Here is a 17,843-nt window from a genome sequence, read left to right as displayed (position 1 = left end):
ATGGATAAAAATAGTAAAATTTATATAGCAGGACACAGAGGACTGGTAGGCTCTGCTATAGTGAAAAATTTAAAATCAAAAGGCTATGAAAACATAATCACAAGAACTCATAATGAGCTTGATCTAATGGATCAAAAAGCAGTTTATGAGTTTTTTGAAAAAGAAAAGCCTGAGTATGTGGTGCTAGCTGCTGCAAAGGTCGGCGGAATAGTGGCTAATAGCACGTATAGAGCTGATTTTATCTATGAAAATTTGCAAATTCAAAATAATGTGATCCATCAAAGCTATGTGCATAAGGTAAAAAAACTACTATTTCTGGGAAGTACTTGTATATATCCTAAAAATGCTCCGCAACCAATGAGGGAGGAGGTGCTTTTGACATCTCCACTTGAATACACAAATGAGCCATATGCGATCGCTAAAATAGCCGGCATGAAGATGTGTGAGAGCTATAATTTACAGTACGGCACAAATTTTATATCTGTTATGCCTACAAATTTATATGGTCCAAACGACAACTTTGATCTAGAAACTTCGCATGTATTGCCAGCACTTATAAGAAAGATACACCTAGCAAAGCTTTTAAGCGAAGAAAAATTTGACGAAGTGGTAAAAGATCTAAAAGCAAGAGATATAAATGAAGCTATGGCTTATCTTGGTAAATTTGGCATTTCAAAAGATAGAGTAGAAATTTGGGGTACAGGAGAGCCTAGACGAGAGTTTCTACACTCAGAAGATATGGCCGATGCTTGTGTATTTTTACTGAAAAATAGAGACTTTAAAGATACTTATGACAAAAATAGCAAAGAGATAAGAAATACGCATATAAATATAGGAACTGGCAAAGATATATCTATAAAAGAGCTAGCAAATTTGGTTAAAAATATAGTTGGCTTTAAAGGCGAGCCATACTTTAATGATAGCAAGCCTGATGGCACGATGCTAAAACTAACGGATCCCTCAAAGCTCCACTCTCTTGGTTGGAAGCATAAAGTAGAGCTTGAAGATGGAATAAAGACGCTTTATGAGTGGTATTTAAATGACTAATTTAAAAAAGCTATTAGCAATAACAACAAGACAAGAAAAGAAAAATTTTATTATTTTGATTTTTATGAGTATTTTTTTGTCGGTTATTGAAACTGTTGGAATATCTGCTATTATGCCGTTTATTACCTTAGCATCAGATCCATCAAAAATAGTTAGTAACGAATATTCAAAAAAAATTTATAACTTTTTTGACTTTTCTACTACTACTAATTTTATGATTTTTTTTGGTCTTTTTTTAATAGGCTTTTATATTTTTAGAGCTTTTTACTCGATATTTTATAATTATTTGCTTAACAAATTTGCATTTGGAAGATTTCACTCTTTTGCATTTAGACTTTTTAAAAACTATACAAATTTACCGTATAAAAGATTTGTAAAAAGAAATAGTTCGGAACTAATAAAGACTATTGTAAATGAAGCTTCAAACCTTTCTTTTTATATGCAAAGCCTACTTTTGATATTCTCGGAATTTTTTACTATAGTATTGCTGTATACCTTATTGCTTTTAATGAATTGGAAAATGACTCTAGTTTTAACTATTCTTTTGGGGGCAAAAGTATTATTTCTATTGTTTTTTCTAAAAAAAAGAATAGAAAAAGAAGGCACAAGAAGATCAATAATGCAATCAAGATTTTATAAAATTTTAAATGAAACATTTGGAAATTTTAAAATTATAAAACTTATACAGAATGAACAAAAACTTTATAGTGAATTTTCTAGTATAAGCTATGGCTATGCAAAGGCTAATGTTGTAAGTAATACTTTAAGCCAACTACCTAGACTCTCGTTAGAAACGATTGGTTTTGGTGTTCTTATAGGAATTGTTGTCTACGTTCTTTTTAAATATAATGATGCAAACTTTGTTTTGCCAATCATTTCTATGTATGCTCTAGCTTTATATAGAATTCTTCCTGCTTTAAATAGAATACTTTCTAACTATAATACTCTTTTGTTTTTATCTAGCTCTCTTGATATTGTATATAGCGATCTTAGCTATACTCCGCAAACAGAAGGTAAAGATTTTATGGATTTTAAAAACAAAATAGAGCTAATAAATGTAAGTTTTGAATATAATAAAAATAAAAAGGTTCTTAAAAATATCAATATAACTATAAATAAAGGTGATAAAATTGCTTTTGTAGGAGAGAGTGGGAGTGGAAAGTCCACACTAGTTGACTTAATTATCGGATTATATAAACCTCTTAGTGGCGAAATAATCATAGATGGAAAGAAATTAACTTCTGATAATATAAAATCTTATAGATCAAAAGTAGGCTATATACCACAATCGATATATCTTTTTGATGGTACAGTCGGAGAAAATGTGGCTTTTGGCTATGAATATGATAAAGAAAGAATAATAGAAGTCTTAAAGAAGGCTAATATATATGATTTCTTATCCTCAAAAGAAGGGATAGACACACTGGTTGGAGATGGTGGAATTCAGTTGAGTGGCGGACAAAAACAAAGAATAGGAATAGCTAGAGCTCTATATAGTGACCCCGAAATTTTAGTATTAGATGAAGCAACAAGTGCTTTAGATAACGAAACAGAAGCAAAAATAATGGACGAGATATATGAAATAAGTCAAGATAAGACATTATTAATAATCGCACACAGATTAAGTACAATTGAAAGATGTAATAGGAAGATAATGCTATCTAATGGAAAAATAATATGAACAATATCTTAAGTTTAATAGGACGCACGAAAAATCTTTTTGAAGATGATATAAATGCGCTTGGGAAAAATTTAAAAGAGATAGTTTCAAGTTCGAGCTTTCTAGTTATTGGTGGTGCCGGTTCTATCGGTTCAGCCGTGACAAAAGAAATTTTTATAAGAGATCCAAAAAAACTATACGTCGTTGATATCTCTGAAAACAACCTTGTCGAGCTAGTGCGTGACATAAGAAGCGAGTTTGGATATATAAATGGCGACTTTAAAACTTTTGCCATAGATGTTGCAAGTGCCGAATTTGACGCACTTTTGGCGCAAAGTGGTAGATTTGACTACGTGTTAAATTTATCAGCGCTAAAGCACGTTAGAAGCGAAAAAGATCCGTTTACACTCATGAGAATGCTTGAAACAAATATCTTTAACACCGACAAAACACTAGCACAAGCCTTTGGTATGAAGTCAAAAAAATATTTCTGCGTCAGCACCGATAAGGCCGCAAACCCTGTAAATTTAATGGGAGCTAGCAAGCGCATCATGGAGATGTTTGCGTTTAGGCACTCTTTAGAGATCGACGTCTCGATGGCCAGGTTTGCAAACGTGGCATTTAGCGACGGCTCGCTTCTTTTTGGTTTTCAAAAACGCATAGAAAAGTCCCAGCCCATAGTCGCTCCAAATGATGTCAGACGCTACTTTTTAACACCAAAAGAGAGCGGCGAGCTCTGCCTTTTAAGCACCATTTTTGGGAAAAATAGAGATATATTTTTCCCAAAACTAGATAAAAATTTAGACCTCATAACATTTAGTGAGATAGCCAAGCGGTACTTAGCAAATTTAGGCTACGAGCCATTTTTGTGTGAAAATGAGGAGGAGGCTAGAAAGCTTGCAAAAGTGCTTCCAAAAGATGGCTTTTACCCTTGTCTTTTTGCGCCTAGCGATACGACTGGAGAGAAGGACTATGAGGAGTTTTTCGTTGATGGCGAGAAGCTTGACATGCAAAGACTTCAAAACATCGGCATAGTCAAAAATGATGCAAATTTTGACAGCAAAAAGCTGGAAATTTTCAAAAACAACATCTTAAATTTAAAATCAAGCTTGACATGGAGCAAAGAGGACGTTTTGCGCGAAGTTTTCGAGCTCATACCAAATTTTATGCATAAAGAAACAGGAAAATATCTCGATGAAAAAATGTGATTTTGACGAGGTTTTGAAATTTATAAAAAGTACCTTTGGTAAGGACAAAGTCCCACTTCACGAGCCTAAATTTATAGGCAACGAGAAAAAATATCTGCTTGAATGCATCGACTCTAGCTTTGTCTCAAGTGTTGGTAAATTTGTAGATGAGTTTGAGAGCAAGCTAGCTCAAATGGTAGGAGCAAAATTTGCAGTTGCTACGACAAATGGCACCTCTGCGCTTCACATCTGCCTAAAGTTAGCCGGCGTAGAGCAAAATGACGAAGTGATCACCCAGCCAGTTACTTTTATAGCCACTTGCAATGCCATTAGCTACCTTTTTGCAAAGCCAGTTTTTGTGGACGTTGACCTTGACACGCTTGGTATGTCGCCAGCAGCGCTTAGCGAGTTTTTAGAGAAAAACTGCAAGCTAAAAGACGGCAACTGCGTAAATAAAACTAGCGGCAGGATAGTGCGTGCCTGCGTGCCTATGCATACTTTCGGGCTACCTTGCAAGATAGTTGAGATAGCTGAAATTTGCAAGCGTTGGAACATCGCTTTGGTAGAAGATAGCGCCGAGAGCCTTGGCAGCTACTACAAGGGCACTCATACAGGGAATTTTGGTAAGCTTGCAGCGATGAGCTTTAATGGCAATAAGATCGTCACAAGCGGAGGAGGCGGAGCTATCATCACAAACGACGAGGAGATAGCAAAGCACGCTAAATTTATCACCACAACGGCCAAGGTGCCACATCCTTTTGAATACCGCCACAGCGAGATAGGCTACAACTACCGCCTACCAAATTTAAATGCAGCCTTACTTGTGGCGCAGCTTGAAAATTTAGAGCTATTTTTAAAGAGCAAACGCGAGCTTGCGATGATCTATAAAGAGTATTTTTCTAAATTTGATGATGTGAAATTTATAGATGAGCCAGCGGACGCTAGGTCAAATTTTTGGCTAAATGCGGTGCTATTTGATAGTCGCGAAAAAAGAGATGAGTTTTTGAAATTTAGTAATGAAAATGGCGTTTTTACACGACCTATCTGGCAGCTTATGAATGAGCTTGATATGTTTAAGGACTGCCAAAGAGATGAGCTAAAAAATGCTAAATTTCTAAGCGATAGGATAGTAAATATCCCAAGCAGCGCAAGAGTTTAGCCATATACGCAAAATAATAAGGATAGTGGTATGAAGCTTAAAATAGGGTATTTTGCAGATGGAGTTTGGAGCCACAATGCATTTGACAAACTCATTCAAGACAAAGATATAGAGATAAAATTCATCTGTGCCAGGTATGATTCAAATGATGAAAAACTTCTAAATTATACAAACGAATTTAAAATTGACTATTTAAAGCATAAAGATATAAATTCTGATGAGTTTATTGACAGAATTAAACAATATGATTGTGATTTGTTTGTATCAATGTCTTTTAATCAAATTTTTAAACCCAAGATCATAAATTTGCCAAAATATAAAACTATAAATTGTCACGCAGGTAAATTACCGTTTTATCGAGGCAGAAATATCCTAAACTGGGCTTTGATAAATGACGAAAAAGAATTTGGAATAACTATACATTATATGGATACTGGTATAGATACCGGTGACATAATCTTACAAAAATGTTTTGACATAACAGACAACGATGACTACAAAAGCATACTAACAAAAGCGCATAGCGAGTGTGCGAACATACTATATCAGGCGATATGTCTATTTAAAAACGGTAAAGCAGAGTCCAAAAAACAAGAGGGTGTTGGGTTTTACTGCTCAAGACGTATAGAAGGCGATGAAAATTTAAATTTTAACCAAACAAGCAGAGAGGTATTTAATTTTGTACGTGCCATTTGTTATCCGGCTATAGTAGCAAGGGCGTTTTTAAATGGTAAAGAGATGAAAATAAATAAAGTAGAGCTTATAAAGGATGCACCGCTATACAAATGCATACCTGGCGCGATCTTGTGTAAAGATGGAGATTCTTTTTTGGTTAAAACACGAGATAGCTTTATAAAAGTTGTAGAGTATGAGTATGCTGGAAAGATAAAAGTAGGAGATAGATTTGATGTCAAATAGGGTTTTTATCATAGCTGAGGCTGGGGTTAATCACAATGGCGATATAAATTTAGCCAAAAAACTGATCGATGTAGCAGCCAGAGCTGGCGCTAACGCGGTAAAATTTCAAACCTTTAAAGCTCAAAACCTAGTTTCAAAAAACGCACAAAAGGCTAACTATCAAAAACAAACTACCGATAAAAACGAGAGTCAGTTTGAGATGATAAAAAAGCTTGAATTAAATGAGGATATGCATAAAGAGCTCATAGCCTACTGCAAAGAAAAAAATATCACGTTTCTCTCAACACCTTTTGATAGCGACAGTATAAAGCTTCTTGATGAGCTTGGGCTTAGTACATTTAAGATCCCAAGTGGCGAGATAACAAATTTACCTTATCTTAGGCAGATAGGTGGGCTTAATAAAAAGATCATTCTCTCAACTGGCATGGCAAATTTAGGCGAGGTGGAAGCCGCGATAGAAACACTTGTAAAAAGTGGCACGAAACGTGAAAACATAAGTCTTCTTCATGCAAATACGCAGTATCCAACGCCAATGGAGGATGTAAATTTAAAGGCGATGATAACTCTTAAAAATGCCTTTGGTCTTGAGGTCGGATATAGCGATCATACTCTTGGCATCGAGGTTGATATCGCAGCGGTTGCCATGGGTGCAAAGATCATAGAAAAGCACTTTACGCTTGATAAGAGTCTTCCTGGACCTGATCATAAGGCTAGTCTTGAGCCAGATGAGCTAGTGGCGATGGTTAAAGCCATTAGAAATATCGAGCTAGCACTTGGAAATGGACTAAAACATTTTAGTGATAGCGAGCGTGAAAACATAAAAATAGTTAGAAAATCGATAATGGCTAGGTGTGATATAAAAAAAGGTGAAATTTTTAGCGAGCAAAATATCTGCGTAAAACGCCCAGGAGACGGCATAAATCCTATGAGGTGGGATGAGGTGATCGGGCAAATTTCACAAAAAGACTATAAACAAGATGAGTTGATATGAGAAAAATTTGTGTAGTGACAAGCACTAGAGCTGAATATGGCCTGCTTTACTGGCTCTTAAAAGAGATCGAGGCAGATAGTGAGCTTAAGCTTCAGCTTATTGTTACTGGCATGCACTTAAGTCCTGAATTTGGGCTCACATATAAAGAGATAGAAAAAGAATTTAAGATAGATAAAAAGATAGAAATTCTTTTATCGTCAGATACATCTATAGGAATTTCAAAATCAATGGGGCTGGCTCAGATATCTTTTAGTGAGGCTTATGAAGAGCTCAACCCAGATATTGTTGTTGTACTTGGTGATAGATATGAAATATTTAGTGCAGCTAGTGCTGCAATGATAGCTCGAATTCCGATCGCCCATATCCACGGCGGAGAAGCAACCGAAGGATTAATAGACGAAGCAATAAGGCATAGTATTACCAAAATGAGCCATTTGCATTTTACTGCAACTAATGAATATAAAAATAGGGTGATTCAGCTTGGCGAGCATCCAGATAGAGTTTATAACGTAGGTGGCATGGGAGTAGAAAATATAAAAAGACTAAAACTCTTAAATAAAAAAGAGTTTGAGGAGTCAATAAATTTTAAGTTAAATAAAAAAAATTTATTAGTTACTTTTCATCCTGTTACTTTGGAAAATAATACTGCAGAAGAGCAATTTCAAGCGTTATTAAATGCTATAGATGAGCTAGAAAATACAAATATTATATTTACGAAGGCAAATAGTGACACAGATGGAAGAATTATAAATTTAATGATTGACAGATATGTATCTAATAACCAAGATAAATCAGTTTGTTTCACTTCTCTTGGACAATTAAGATACTTGAGTGCTCTTCAGTATGTAGATGCAGTGGTTGGAAATAGCTCTAGCGGGCTTGCGGAAGCTCCTAGCTTTAAGATAGCTACCGTAAATATCGGAGATAGACAAAAGGGACGCATAAAGGCGTCTAGCGTAATTGACTGCAAGCCCGATAAAAATTCTATTTTAGAAGCTTTTAATAAGGTATATTCTTGCGAATTTCAATATGTTTTAAAAAGTGTAGTAAATCCGTATGGCAATGGGTGTGCTAGTAAAAAAATAATAGAAGTTATAAAAAAAGTGGATTTAACAAATATTTTGAAGAAATCATTTTATGATTTAAAGGTTGATTTATGAAAATTTTATTTATAGGTACTGTCGAGTTTTCATATAAAGCCTTAAAAAAGCTTATCGAACTAAACGCGGAAATAGTTGGAATTTGCACCAAAAAAAAATCTGATTTTAACTCTGATTTTAAGGATTTAACTCCACTTTGCAAGAAGGCAGATATTCCATTTAAATATATAGATGATATAAATTCTAATGAAAATATTGCTTGGATAAGAAGTTTAAGTCCGGATATTATATTTTGCTTTGGCTGGTCAAATTTAATAAAAAAGGATTTACTCGGTTTACCAAAAATGGGAGTTGTTGGATATCATCCAGCTTTGCTGCCAAAAAATAGAGGTAGACACCCGCTTATTTGGGCTTTGGCTCTTGGACTTAATGACAGTGGCTCTACATTCTTTTTCATGACAGAAGGTACAGATGATGGGGATATATTGTCTCAAGAAAAGATCGAAATTTTATACGAAGATGATGCAAAAAGCCTATATAATAAAGTTTCAAATGTTGCACTAAAGCAAATAGAAACCTTTTTGCCAAAGCTACAAAACAATAGTTTTAAAACAATCAAACAAAATAATGATTTGGCTAATGTATGGAGAAAAAGAGGTAAGGTAGATGGAAAAATTGACTTTAGAATGACATCTAGGGCGATATATAATCTTGTTCGGGCGTTAACAAAACCTTACGTTGGAGCTCATGTGGAATATAATGGGCAAGATATATCTATATGGAAGGTAGAGGAAGTGGAATTTGACCAAAATAATATTGAATTTGGTAAAGTTCTAGAGAATGATGGCAAGAGTATTATGGTAAAAACATATGATAAGGCAATCAAAATTATAGATCATGGTTTCAAAGAATTGCCTAAAGTTGGAGAATATTTATGAAAAGCAAAATTCTTGTGGTGGCCGTTCATCCAGACGATGAGACATTGGGTTGTGGTGGTACGCTACTTAAGCACAAGCATAATGGAGATAAAATTTATTGGCTTATTTGTACAAAAATAGACGAGGGTAGCGATTATTATACTACTAGGGAAAATGAGATAAAACAAGCTTCAGACGTTTATAAATTTGATGGTGTTTTTAGTTTGGGGCTTAAGACAATGCGAGTAGATGAGTATAGTATGAGCGAGCTTATAGGCAAAGTCTCAAAGGTAATAAATGAGGTAAGGCCAAGCATTATATACCTTCCATTTAAAGGTGACGTGCATAGTGACCATAGGAAAATTTTTGAGGCGAGCTATAGCTGTACAAAAGTGTTTAGATATCCATTTATCAAAAAGATATATATGATGGAGACATTAAGTGAAACTGAATTTGCGCCTAGCACAAAAGAAGATTCTTTTATACCGAATTCATTTGTTGATATAAGCGAATATTTTGAAAAAAAAATAGAAATTATGAAAATTTTTAAGAGCGAAGTTGCTGAGCATCCATTTCCAAGAAGTGAAAAGAATATAAGAGCTTTAGCTGTCTTAAGGGGGGCAACTTGTGGGTGTGAATATGCTGAAAGTTTTATGCTTTTAAAGGAAATTTTATGAAAAACATAGAAAACATAAAGCTAAAACAAAATGCCACTATAAAGGAAGCCTTGGGAATTATAGATATCGGAGCTATGCAGATAGCTTTAGTTGTTGATGATAATGATAAGCTTCTTGGAACACTGACTGACGGCGATATAAGAAGAGGCATATTAAGAGGGCTAGACCTTGACAGCTCTATAGAGACGATCATTTATAAAGAGCCAGCTGTTGCAAAAATTTCTAATACAAAAGAAGAAATTTTAAAGATAGCATTATCCAAAAAACTTCACCAGATACCAATAGTAGATGATAACGGAATAGTATTAGACTTAAAAGAGATAGAAGAGCTTGTTGAGCCAAAGATCAAGACAAACAAAGTCATTTTAATGGTAGGAGGTCTTGGTACTAGACTTAGACCACTTACGCAAGATACTCCAAAGCCAATGTTAAAGGTCGGAAACAAGCCGATACTTCAAACGATAGTTGAGAAATTTGCAGAGTATGGCTTTGTAAATATTACTATGTGTGTAAATTTTAATGCAGGCATCATCAAGGACTATTTTGGTGACGGCAAAGAATTTGGAGTAAACATCGACTACATTTTAGAGCAAAAAAGAATGGGTACAGCAGGTGCATTAAGCCTACTTAAAGAGCGACCAAACGAACCATTTTTTGTAATGAATGGCGATCTTCTTACAAATGTAAATTTCGAGCATATTTTTAACTACCACACGCTAAATAAAGCGACGGCTACAATGTGTGTAAGAGAGTATGACTACGAAGTGCCTTATGGCGTTGTAAAAATGAATGACAACAAGATAGTAGAGATCTCAGAGAAACCAGTGCAGAAATTTTTCGTAAGTGCTGGGATATATATGCTTTCACCTGAAATTTTAGATCTAATACCAAAAAATGAGTTTTATGATATGCCTACGCTGTTTGAAAAGCTAATAAAATTAAGTAAAAATGTTATATCATTTCCGATCAGAGAATATTGGCTTGATATCGGACGTATTGAAGAATACCAAAAAGCAAATGAAGAATATAAAGAAGTTTTTTAATGTATAAAAATAATAGTTTTTTAGCGATTATACCGGCAAGAGGTGGCAGCAAAGGGCTACCTGGAAAAAATATTAAAGAATTATGTGGAAAACCACTTGTAGTATGGAGTATAGAGGCTGGGCTGAATAGTAAATATTTAGATGAAGTCATGGTTAGCACTGACGATGAGAAAATTGCAGAAATTTCAAAAAAATATGATGCAAATGTCCCTTTTTTAAGACCAAGCGAGTTGGCAAGTGACACAGCTACAACCTTTGATACCGTAAAACATACTATAGATTATTATAAAAATGAATTAAAAAAAGAGTTTGACTATATAGTTTTATTAGAGCCCACATCGCCTTTGAGAGAAAATGATGATGTAGATACAATGATAGAAAAAATAGTAGATAATCAAGAAAAATTTGACTCAATATCTAGCATAGGGGAAGTGCATGAGCATCCATCTATCATGAAGAAAATTTTAAATAATGGTCATATCGTTCCATTTTGTAAAGAGCTCAAATTTACTACAAGGCGACAGGATAATGAAAAGGCATATTTTCCTTATGGAGTTGCTTATATAGTTAAAATAAAAAATTTTCTAGAAGAAAAAACATTTTATACGCAAAGAAATACTTTTTATGAGATAAAGCGATATCAATGTTACGAAATAGATGATCTATATGATTTTTTGGCAATCGAAAATATAATGAAATACGAATGGAGATTGAAATGAATTTTCTAGTAATCGGTCTGGGCTCAATGGGTAAAAGAAGAGTTAGAAATTTAATTGCGCTTGGCTATAAAGATAGTATTGCTGGTTTTGAGCCAAGAGAGGATAGAAGGTGTGAAGCTGAAAGAAAATATAGTATTAAAACTTATGATAGCCTTGAAAAAGCAATGAGCGAATTTAATCCGGATGTATTTATAATATCCACTCCTCCAAACGTACATATGCATTACGCATATTTGGCTGAAAAAAACAATATCAACTGTTTTATAGAGGCTTCTGTTGTTGAGGCTGAAAAAATTTTAGAATTATCAAAGAGAATAAAAAATAAAAAAATTTTGATAGCACCATCTTGCACAATGAAATATTATCCTATTTCTATAAAGATAAAAGAACTGATTAATAAAAAAGCAATAGGTAAAATCCTTAATTATAACTATCAAACTGGTCAGTATTTGCCAGATTGGCACCCTTGGGAAAAAATAGAAGACTTTTATGTTTCAAATCCTGATACTGGTGGTTGTAGGGAAATAGTTCCATTTGAGTTAACATGGTTAAATGATATTTTCGGTGACTCTAGACCACTGGCGTGCGTGAGAAAAAAAATAACAGATATTAATGCTAATATAGATGATATATATCATTGTATTTTAGAACATTCAAATAATGTATTGGGAAATTTAACTATAGAAGTAATATCAAAACCTAGAGCTACTAGGGAAATGAGAATATTGGGTTCAGAAGGTGAAATAGTTTATAGTGCAGATAATAATGAACTCAGATACATAAATACTAATATGAATGATTGGAATAGGATAAAATTTGGCACAGGAACAGTAGAAAGTGGATATATTAATCCGGAGGAGCCATATATTAATGAGTTAAAAGATTATATAAATAGTATAAAAGAGGTCAAAAACGGAGAGGTGCCGACATACCCAAATAGACTAGAGGATGATTACAGGGTATTGCAGAACTTATATAAGCTAGAAGAAATAAGTGAGGGAAGACATGACTTATCAAGATAGATTATTAAAAGCAATACCGGGCGGTGCCCATACTTACAGTAGAGGATTTGACCAGTATCCAGCCAATGCCCCACAAATTTTAAAAAGAGGGAAAGGCGCATATGTATATGATGAAAATGGTAGAGAATTTTTGGACTATGGAATGGCACTTAGGGCTGTAAATTTAGGCTACGCAAATGAAGAAATAAACAAAGCAGCGATCGAGCAAATAGAATTTGGAAACAATCTAACTAAGCCTAGCATGATAGAGCTAGAGGCTGCTGAATTATTAATAGATATGATAGATAGTGTTGACATGGTTAAATTTACTAAAAATGGCTCAACCGCAACAACAGCAGCTATCAAACTTAGTAGAGCATATACTGGAAGGGAGCTGGTTGCAAGATGTGCAGAGCACCCATTTTTTAGCTATGATGACTGGTTTATTGGCTCTACTCAACTTACCAAGGGTATACCTCAAAAGGATACTGAGGGCACAAAGATATTTGGTTACAACAACATTGAGGGCTTAGAGAGGCTTTTTGATGAATTTCCTAATCAAATAGCTTGTGTGATTTTAGAGCCGGCTACAACAGAGCACCCAAAAGATAATTTTTTACATAAAGTAAGAGATCTGTGCCATAGAAATGGAGCAGTATTTATACTTGATGAGATGATAACTGGCTTTAGATGGCATCTAAAAGGGGCTCAATATTATTACGACATTAAACCTGATTTATGTACTTTTGGAAAGGCAATGGCAAACGGATTTTCAGTTGCGGCTATAGCTGGAAAAAGAGAGATAATGCAGCTTGGCAGTATAGAATTTGAAGGAAAAGAAAGAGTTTTTTTACTATCAACAACACATGGTGCAGAGATGAGTGGCTTAGGCGCATTTGTTGCGGCTATGAAATTTATGAAAGAGAATAATGTGGTTGAGTATATTTGGAGTTATGGTACAAAACTAATCTCAATGATAAATGAGCTTGCAAAAAAATATGAAATTGAAAGAAATTTCGTAGTAGGTGGGATAGAGTGTAGTCCGTACTATTTGACCTTTGATAAAAATGGTCAAAATTCTTTAGGGTTAAGAACTCTTTTTTCTCAAGAAATGGTCAAAAATGGCGTGCTTATTCCTTGGGTGGCACTTTCTTATGCTCATGGAGAAAATGAACTTACAAAGACAAAAAACGCACTAGAAAAAACTTTTGAAGTTTACAAAAAAGCAGTTGATGAGGGTTATGAAAAATATTTAGTAGGCAATCCTATCAAGCCAGTGTTTAGAAAATTTAATTAAGGAGAAAATAAATGATATTAGAAAATGAAACAATACAGCTAAGACCATATATTTTAGAAAAAGATAATTTGATCCTAAGAGGGCAATATCTAGAATGGATACAAGATTACAATAATATAGAATATATCAATTCGATATCATTGCTAATGAATGATAGTTTAGATTTTGTAGAAAATAGTTTTAGCAGATTCACATCAAAAAATTCTCAGGGCTTTTTTGTTTATCATAAAGGTAGCAAAAAATTTCTTGGTACAGTAAAACTAGACAAAATTGATTTTTTTAGGCAATCTGGCGAATTTGGCATAATGATTGGTGAACAGAACTTTAAACGTCAAAACATAGGAACATTTTCAATGGATTTAATTTTAGATTATGCTTTTAGGATACTTGGTCTACATAGGGTATGGGGTGGCTGCGTTGCAAATAATATTGGTATGCAAAAACTTTTTAAGAAATTTAATTTTAAAGAAGAAGGTAGACAAAGAGAAAGTATCTATATCAATGGTATTTATCAAGATGGTGTTTTGTATGGACTTTTAAATAAAGAGTACAAGGAGAAATATAATGAAAAGATGTAGTTGCTGTGGATTTCCATTGGGTTCGAGACCTGGCTTAAAAGATAATGGAGCTACTTGTTTTGCTTGTTTGAATATTTCAATCAAAAATAGTATAAATTTTAAGGAAAGGCAAAAATGGCTAACTGAATATATAGCTAAAAATAAAAACCCAAATAGTAAATATGATTGTATAATAGGGGTATCTGGTGGCAAAGATTCTCATATGATAGTCAAGAGATTAATTCAAAATCACGGTGTTACAAATCCTTTGCTTATTACTTTACTAGATGAATTTACACAAACACAAGCTGGAATGAGTAATATAAAAAATATTTCAGAGTATTTTGATTTAGATCATATATTATTTAGATATAAACCAAAAACAGCGAAAAAAGAAATGTATGATTGTTTTGTTAATGAACTAAATCCGTTAAAGAAACATGATGAAAGAATGGTTGGATTTGATGGAATTGTCACAAATTTTGCTAAGTTATATAATATAAATTTAGTATTTTATGGAGAAAACAGTGAATTTGAGTATGGTAATAGCACAGAACTTAACATTTTTCATCCTATGAGTAATGATGATATAAAATATATATATTTGGGTGCAATATATCCTTACTCGATTATGGATTCATTGAACGAAGCAAAGGAGGTTGGCTTTAAAGACCTAGATGACTTTGAGGAGTGGGATCGACAGGGTACAATTGAAAACTATACCCAATTAGATAGTGTTGGATATATTGCACATCAATGGTGTAAATTTGTAAAATTTGGGGCTCAAAGATGTGCAGATATAGCATCTAGATTGGCAAGGGAGGGTAAAATATCAAGAGAACAGGCAATTTTATATATTAACGAAAGAGACCATATTTTAGACCCCAAGGCAAAGAGGGATTTATGCAAAACTATTGGAATTAGCGAAGAGTTTTTTAATAAAATTGTTGACAAACACGCTAATTTGGATGTAGTAGAAAAGGACATAAATGGTATTTACAAAAGAAAGCCATAAAAATAATTTTACAGAATAGATAATAGGTGAGAGTAAGGTATAACAATTTTAATCAGTTTAGAAAAATAAGAGTGGATTTTCACATACAGTCTATATAAAATTGTATAACAGAGTTATGGCAAGTGATTTAAAAGAGAGTTATTATAAGGGGATTATTTATTTTGCTTAAAAATAAAGTTGTAGTTATAACTGGTGGAGCTGGACTTATTGGTAAGGAATTTATAAAAGCTATTCTTGAAAACAATGGCATAGCTATTATCGCGGATATAAATGAAAAAATAGGACAAGAGGCAAAAGAGGCACTATCTAAAGAGCTAAATTCAAAAAATATAGACTTCGTAAAGCTTGACATCACGTCTAAAGACTCTTTGGATACTTGCATAAAATATTTACATGATAAGTATAAAAGGATAGATGCACTAGTAAATAATGCATACCCTCGGAATAAGCACTATGGAAGGCATTTTTTTGATGTTGAGTATAGTGACTTTATAGAAAATTTGGGACTAAATTTGGGCGGTTATTTTGCCGCATCTCAGCAGTTTGCAAGATATTTTAAAGAGCAAGGATATGGAAATATCATAAATATATGCTCGATCTATGGCGTGGTTGCTCCAAAATTTGAAATATATAACAACACAACAATGACTATGCCGGTTGAATATGCTGCCATAAAATCAGGACTTATACACCTTACTAAATATATGGCAAAGTATTTTAAAGGGATGAATATAAAGGTAAATGCACTAAGTCCTGGCGGTATATTTGATAACCAGCCAGAGCCGTTTTTGGAAAAATATAAAGATCAGTGTCTGAACAAGGGTATGTTAAACAATAGTGACTTAAAAGGCACCTTGGTGTATCTGCTGAGCGATATGAGTAGATATGTAAATGGTCAAAATATTGTAGTTGATGATGGGTTTAGTTTGTGATTATAGTTAGAGTATTATTGTCTTTAATAAAGCAGTATTTATTAAATATTTTTAATAGAAAAACGGAATTAAATTTGAGCACAAATGAGAAAAATTTTATTGATTTATTAAAAAAAGAATATGTTTTTGAAAACATTGGCAAAAATAGAATTTTAATAGAGGGCGGTTTAATAAAAGCAGGCCCTAATTATTTTTTTAGATTATTATCGTTAGCAAATTTATTTAATAAAAAATATAATCTATCAATAGATATTGTATTTAATGGTTATAAAAATAATTCTTTAAAAGAAATATGCTTATGTAAAAAACTTGGATTGTCAAATTTTATCTTTACAAAAAATATTTTTTCAATAAGATTATTATTGTTGTCTTATTTTAAATCAGTCTTTGTTTATTATAAATATATGTGTAGTGACATGGACTTAAAGAATTTAAAATATACTGATGTAAAAATGGGAGACTTTATAATAGACTCTTACTTAAAATCTTATGGTATAGATTATTCTTCTACATACAAAGATTCAAAAATATTTAAATTAATTTTTGAATCTATTTATTTAATAAATTTTTATAATAAAATAATAGATCCTAGCATTTATAAAATTATAATAGTCACTCATACCCAATATGTCCATTACGGCATATTGGCTAGAGTAGCATATCAAAAAAATATCCAAGTAATTGAAACAACAGATATGGCATTGTTATTATCTGATCCTATCAACAACCATAAAATAGAATATCCGTCTTATCATTCTTCATTAAGATACATGATTAAGACAAGAATTTTTAATATAAAAAATAAAGAGGAGCTTATTAAAAATTCCAAAACAAATCTAGACACTAGGCTTAGAGGAAAGTTTAAACAATATGATTTGGTTGCAGCATATAGTAATAAAAAAGTATATAATGATAGCGAGTTAAGAAGTATATTAAAAATTAATAATAAAAAGCCCTTTGTATTTATTTTGGCTCATGTTTTTTCAGATGCCCCTTTATCTATAGGCGAAAATATGCTTTTTAGCGATTATTATGATTGGCTTATTTTTACAATAAAGCAAGCTAGTTTAAATAAAGATATAAATTGGATTGTAAAACCACACCCATCATCGTATGTATATAATGAAGATGGAATAGTAAAAAAGATAATATCTGATTTAAAGCCGGACAATATATTTTTGTCACCGGAGGATTTCAATACGTCTTCCATGCAAAATTTAGCAAAGGCTATTGTTACCGCTAGGGGAACAGCAGGTGTTGAATATAGCTGTCTTGGTATTCCAGTAATATTATCAGGAGATACCTTTTATAGCGGATTCGGTTTTACTAGAGAGCCAAATAGCAAAATAGAGTATGGGCAAATTTTAAATCAATTACCAGATATTGATTACCCAAGTCAAAATAGTATCAGTGATGCATTATTAGTATATGGTAGTTTTGTAGACTTGAGTCATTTGGAAAATGATCCAATAATAACAAGCGAAGTGTTAAATAACGTTTGGGGAACAAATGGTCATAAAGTTGATATAGATAAAGCATATTTAGCAATAAATAATAATATTATGAAGTTTGGTGCATCCTCATGGTCGCATTTAAAACTGGCAAATAGTGTTAATATTTGAT

Annotated in this window: 17 protein-coding genes; all 17 read left to right on the top strand. The window is 33.0% G+C overall.

Features of this window, described 5'->3' with window-relative positions:
- The 17 genes from A3223_RS07375 to A3223_RS07295 all read left to right on the top strand — a co-directional run bounded on the left by A3223_RS07375 (position 1) and on the right by A3223_RS07295 (position 17,842).
- A complete protein-coding gene (locus A3223_RS07375) occupies positions 1-1,047 on the top strand; it encodes a GDP-L-fucose synthase family protein (RefSeq protein ID WP_084109772.1) in 1,047 nt (348 codons plus the stop codon).
- Positions 1,040-2,728, top strand: coding sequence for an ABC transporter ATP-binding protein (locus A3223_RS07370; protein WP_084109771.1), 1,689 nt, complete (start codon positions 1,040-1,042; stop codon positions 2,726-2,728). Before A3223_RS07375 ends, A3223_RS07370 begins: the two co-directional genes overlap by 8 nt.
- Positions 2,725-3,915 (top strand): UDP-N-acetylglucosamine 4,6-dehydratase, encoded by a 1,191-nt coding sequence (locus A3223_RS07365; RefSeq protein WP_084109770.1) that lies wholly within the window; start codon positions 2,725-2,727, stop codon positions 3,913-3,915. The genes A3223_RS07370 and A3223_RS07365 overlap by 4 nt, the downstream gene beginning before the upstream one ends.
- The gene (locus A3223_RS07360) at positions 3,902-5,053 is read left to right on the top strand and encodes a LegC family aminotransferase (protein ID WP_084109769.1); all 1,152 of its coding nucleotides are present in this window, start codon (positions 3,902-3,904) and stop codon (positions 5,051-5,053) included. The genes A3223_RS07365 and A3223_RS07360 overlap by 14 nt, the downstream gene beginning before the upstream one ends.
- Positions 5,054-5,083: 30 nt before the next feature.
- Positions 5,084-5,971 (top strand): methionyl-tRNA formyltransferase, encoded by an 888-nt coding sequence (locus A3223_RS07355; RefSeq protein WP_084109768.1) that lies wholly within the window; start codon positions 5,084-5,086, stop codon positions 5,969-5,971.
- Complete coding sequence (gene neuB / locus A3223_RS07350; RefSeq protein WP_084109767.1) at positions 5,961-6,962, top strand: N-acetylneuraminate synthase; 1,002 nt, start codon at positions 5,961-5,963, stop codon at positions 6,960-6,962. The genes A3223_RS07355 and neuB overlap by 11 nt, the downstream gene beginning before the upstream one ends.
- Positions 6,959-8,122, top strand: coding sequence for a UDP-N-acetylglucosamine 2-epimerase (gene neuC / locus A3223_RS07345; protein ID WP_084109766.1), 1,164 nt, complete (start codon positions 6,959-6,961; stop codon positions 8,120-8,122). The genes neuB and neuC overlap by 4 nt, the downstream gene beginning before the upstream one ends.
- Positions 8,119-9,000 (top strand): formyltransferase family protein, encoded by an 882-nt coding sequence (locus A3223_RS07340; RefSeq protein WP_084109765.1) that lies wholly within the window; start codon positions 8,119-8,121, stop codon positions 8,998-9,000. The genes neuC and A3223_RS07340 overlap by 4 nt, the downstream gene beginning before the upstream one ends.
- The gene (locus A3223_RS07335; RefSeq protein ID WP_084109764.1) at positions 8,997-9,656 is read left to right on the top strand and encodes a PIG-L deacetylase family protein; all 660 of its coding nucleotides are present in this window, start codon (positions 8,997-8,999) and stop codon (positions 9,654-9,656) included. The genes A3223_RS07340 and A3223_RS07335 overlap by 4 nt, the downstream gene beginning before the upstream one ends.
- On the top strand, positions 9,653-10,699 hold the full coding sequence (locus A3223_RS07330; RefSeq protein WP_084109763.1) for a nucleotidyltransferase family protein: 1,047 nt from the start codon (positions 9,653-9,655) through the stop codon (positions 10,697-10,699). Before A3223_RS07335 ends, A3223_RS07330 begins: the two co-directional genes overlap by 4 nt.
- Positions 10,699-11,418, top strand: a complete 720-nt coding sequence (locus tag A3223_RS09855; protein WP_084109762.1) for an acylneuraminate cytidylyltransferase family protein — start codon at positions 10,699-10,701, stop codon at positions 11,416-11,418. The genes A3223_RS07330 and A3223_RS09855 overlap by 1 nt, the downstream gene beginning before the upstream one ends.
- Positions 11,415-12,440, top strand: coding sequence for a Gfo/Idh/MocA family protein (locus A3223_RS09850; protein ID WP_084109761.1), 1,026 nt, complete (start codon positions 11,415-11,417; stop codon positions 12,438-12,440). The genes A3223_RS09855 and A3223_RS09850 overlap by 4 nt, the downstream gene beginning before the upstream one ends.
- Positions 12,412-13,716: a glutamate-1-semialdehyde 2,1-aminomutase gene (locus A3223_RS07315; RefSeq protein ID WP_257639271.1), complete on the top strand. Its 1,305-nt coding sequence runs from the start codon at positions 12,412-12,414 to the stop codon at positions 13,714-13,716. Before A3223_RS09850 ends, A3223_RS07315 begins: the two co-directional genes overlap by 29 nt.
- 11 nt (positions 13,717-13,727) lie before the next feature.
- Positions 13,728-14,294, top strand: coding sequence for a GNAT family N-acetyltransferase (locus A3223_RS07310; protein WP_084109759.1), 567 nt, complete (start codon positions 13,728-13,730; stop codon positions 14,292-14,294).
- Positions 14,281-15,288, top strand: coding sequence for a flagellin modification protein PseA (locus tag A3223_RS07305; protein WP_257639270.1), 1,008 nt, complete (start codon positions 14,281-14,283; stop codon positions 15,286-15,288). Before A3223_RS07310 ends, A3223_RS07305 begins: the two co-directional genes overlap by 14 nt.
- 161 nt (positions 15,289-15,449) lie before the next feature.
- The gene (locus A3223_RS07300; RefSeq protein WP_084109758.1) at positions 15,450-16,220 is read left to right on the top strand and encodes an oxidoreductase; all 771 of its coding nucleotides are present in this window, start codon (positions 15,450-15,452) and stop codon (positions 16,218-16,220) included.
- A 74-nt stretch (positions 16,221-16,294) separates the two neighbouring features.
- Positions 16,295-17,842, top strand: a complete 1,548-nt coding sequence (locus A3223_RS07295; protein WP_084109757.1) for a capsular polysaccharide export protein, LipB/KpsS family — start codon at positions 16,295-16,297, stop codon at positions 17,840-17,842.
- The last annotated feature ends 1 nt before the right edge of the window (position 17,843 follow it).

The sequence above is a fragment of the Campylobacter concisus genome (assembly GCF_002092855.1).
Classification (GTDB): Bacteria; Campylobacterota; Campylobacteria; order Campylobacterales; family Campylobacteraceae; genus Campylobacter_A; species Campylobacter_A concisus_AI.
The sequence above is the reverse complement of the archived record's forward strand: the minus strand, read 5'-3'. Positions and strand labels throughout refer to the sequence as shown.

Excerpts from the sequence above, each read along its gene's own strand:
- A3223_RS07375 (WP_084109772.1), top strand. The coding sequence starts at position 1 with ATGGATAAAAATAGTAAAATTTATATAGCAGGACACAGAGGACTGGTA.
- A3223_RS07370 (WP_084109771.1), top strand. The coding sequence starts at position 1,040 with ATGACTAATTTAAAAAAGCTATTAGCAATAACAACAAGACAAGAAAAG.
- A3223_RS07365 (WP_084109770.1), top strand. The coding sequence starts at position 2,725 with ATGAACAATATCTTAAGTTTAATAGGACGCACGAAAAATCTTTTTGAA.
- A3223_RS07360 (WP_084109769.1), top strand. The coding sequence starts at position 3,902 with ATGAAAAAATGTGATTTTGACGAGGTTTTGAAATTTATAAAAAGTACC.
- A3223_RS07355 (WP_084109768.1), top strand. The coding sequence starts at position 5,084 with ATGAAGCTTAAAATAGGGTATTTTGCAGATGGAGTTTGGAGCCACAAT.
- neuB (WP_084109767.1), top strand. The coding sequence starts at position 5,961 with ATGTCAAATAGGGTTTTTATCATAGCTGAGGCTGGGGTTAATCACAAT.
- neuC (WP_084109766.1), top strand. The coding sequence starts at position 6,959 with ATGAGAAAAATTTGTGTAGTGACAAGCACTAGAGCTGAATATGGCCTG.
- A3223_RS07340 (WP_084109765.1), top strand. The coding sequence starts at position 8,119 with ATGAAAATTTTATTTATAGGTACTGTCGAGTTTTCATATAAAGCCTTA.
- A3223_RS07335 (WP_084109764.1), top strand. The coding sequence starts at position 8,997 with ATGAAAAGCAAAATTCTTGTGGTGGCCGTTCATCCAGACGATGAGACA.
- A3223_RS07330 (WP_084109763.1), top strand. The coding sequence starts at position 9,653 with ATGAAAAACATAGAAAACATAAAGCTAAAACAAAATGCCACTATAAAG.
- A3223_RS09855 (WP_084109762.1), top strand. The coding sequence starts at position 10,699 with ATGTATAAAAATAATAGTTTTTTAGCGATTATACCGGCAAGAGGTGGC.
- A3223_RS09850 (WP_084109761.1), top strand. The coding sequence starts at position 11,415 with ATGAATTTTCTAGTAATCGGTCTGGGCTCAATGGGTAAAAGAAGAGTT.
- A3223_RS07310 (WP_084109759.1), top strand. The coding sequence starts at position 13,728 with ATGATATTAGAAAATGAAACAATACAGCTAAGACCATATATTTTAGAA.
- A3223_RS07305 (WP_257639270.1), top strand. The coding sequence starts at position 14,281 with ATGAAAAGATGTAGTTGCTGTGGATTTCCATTGGGTTCGAGACCTGGC.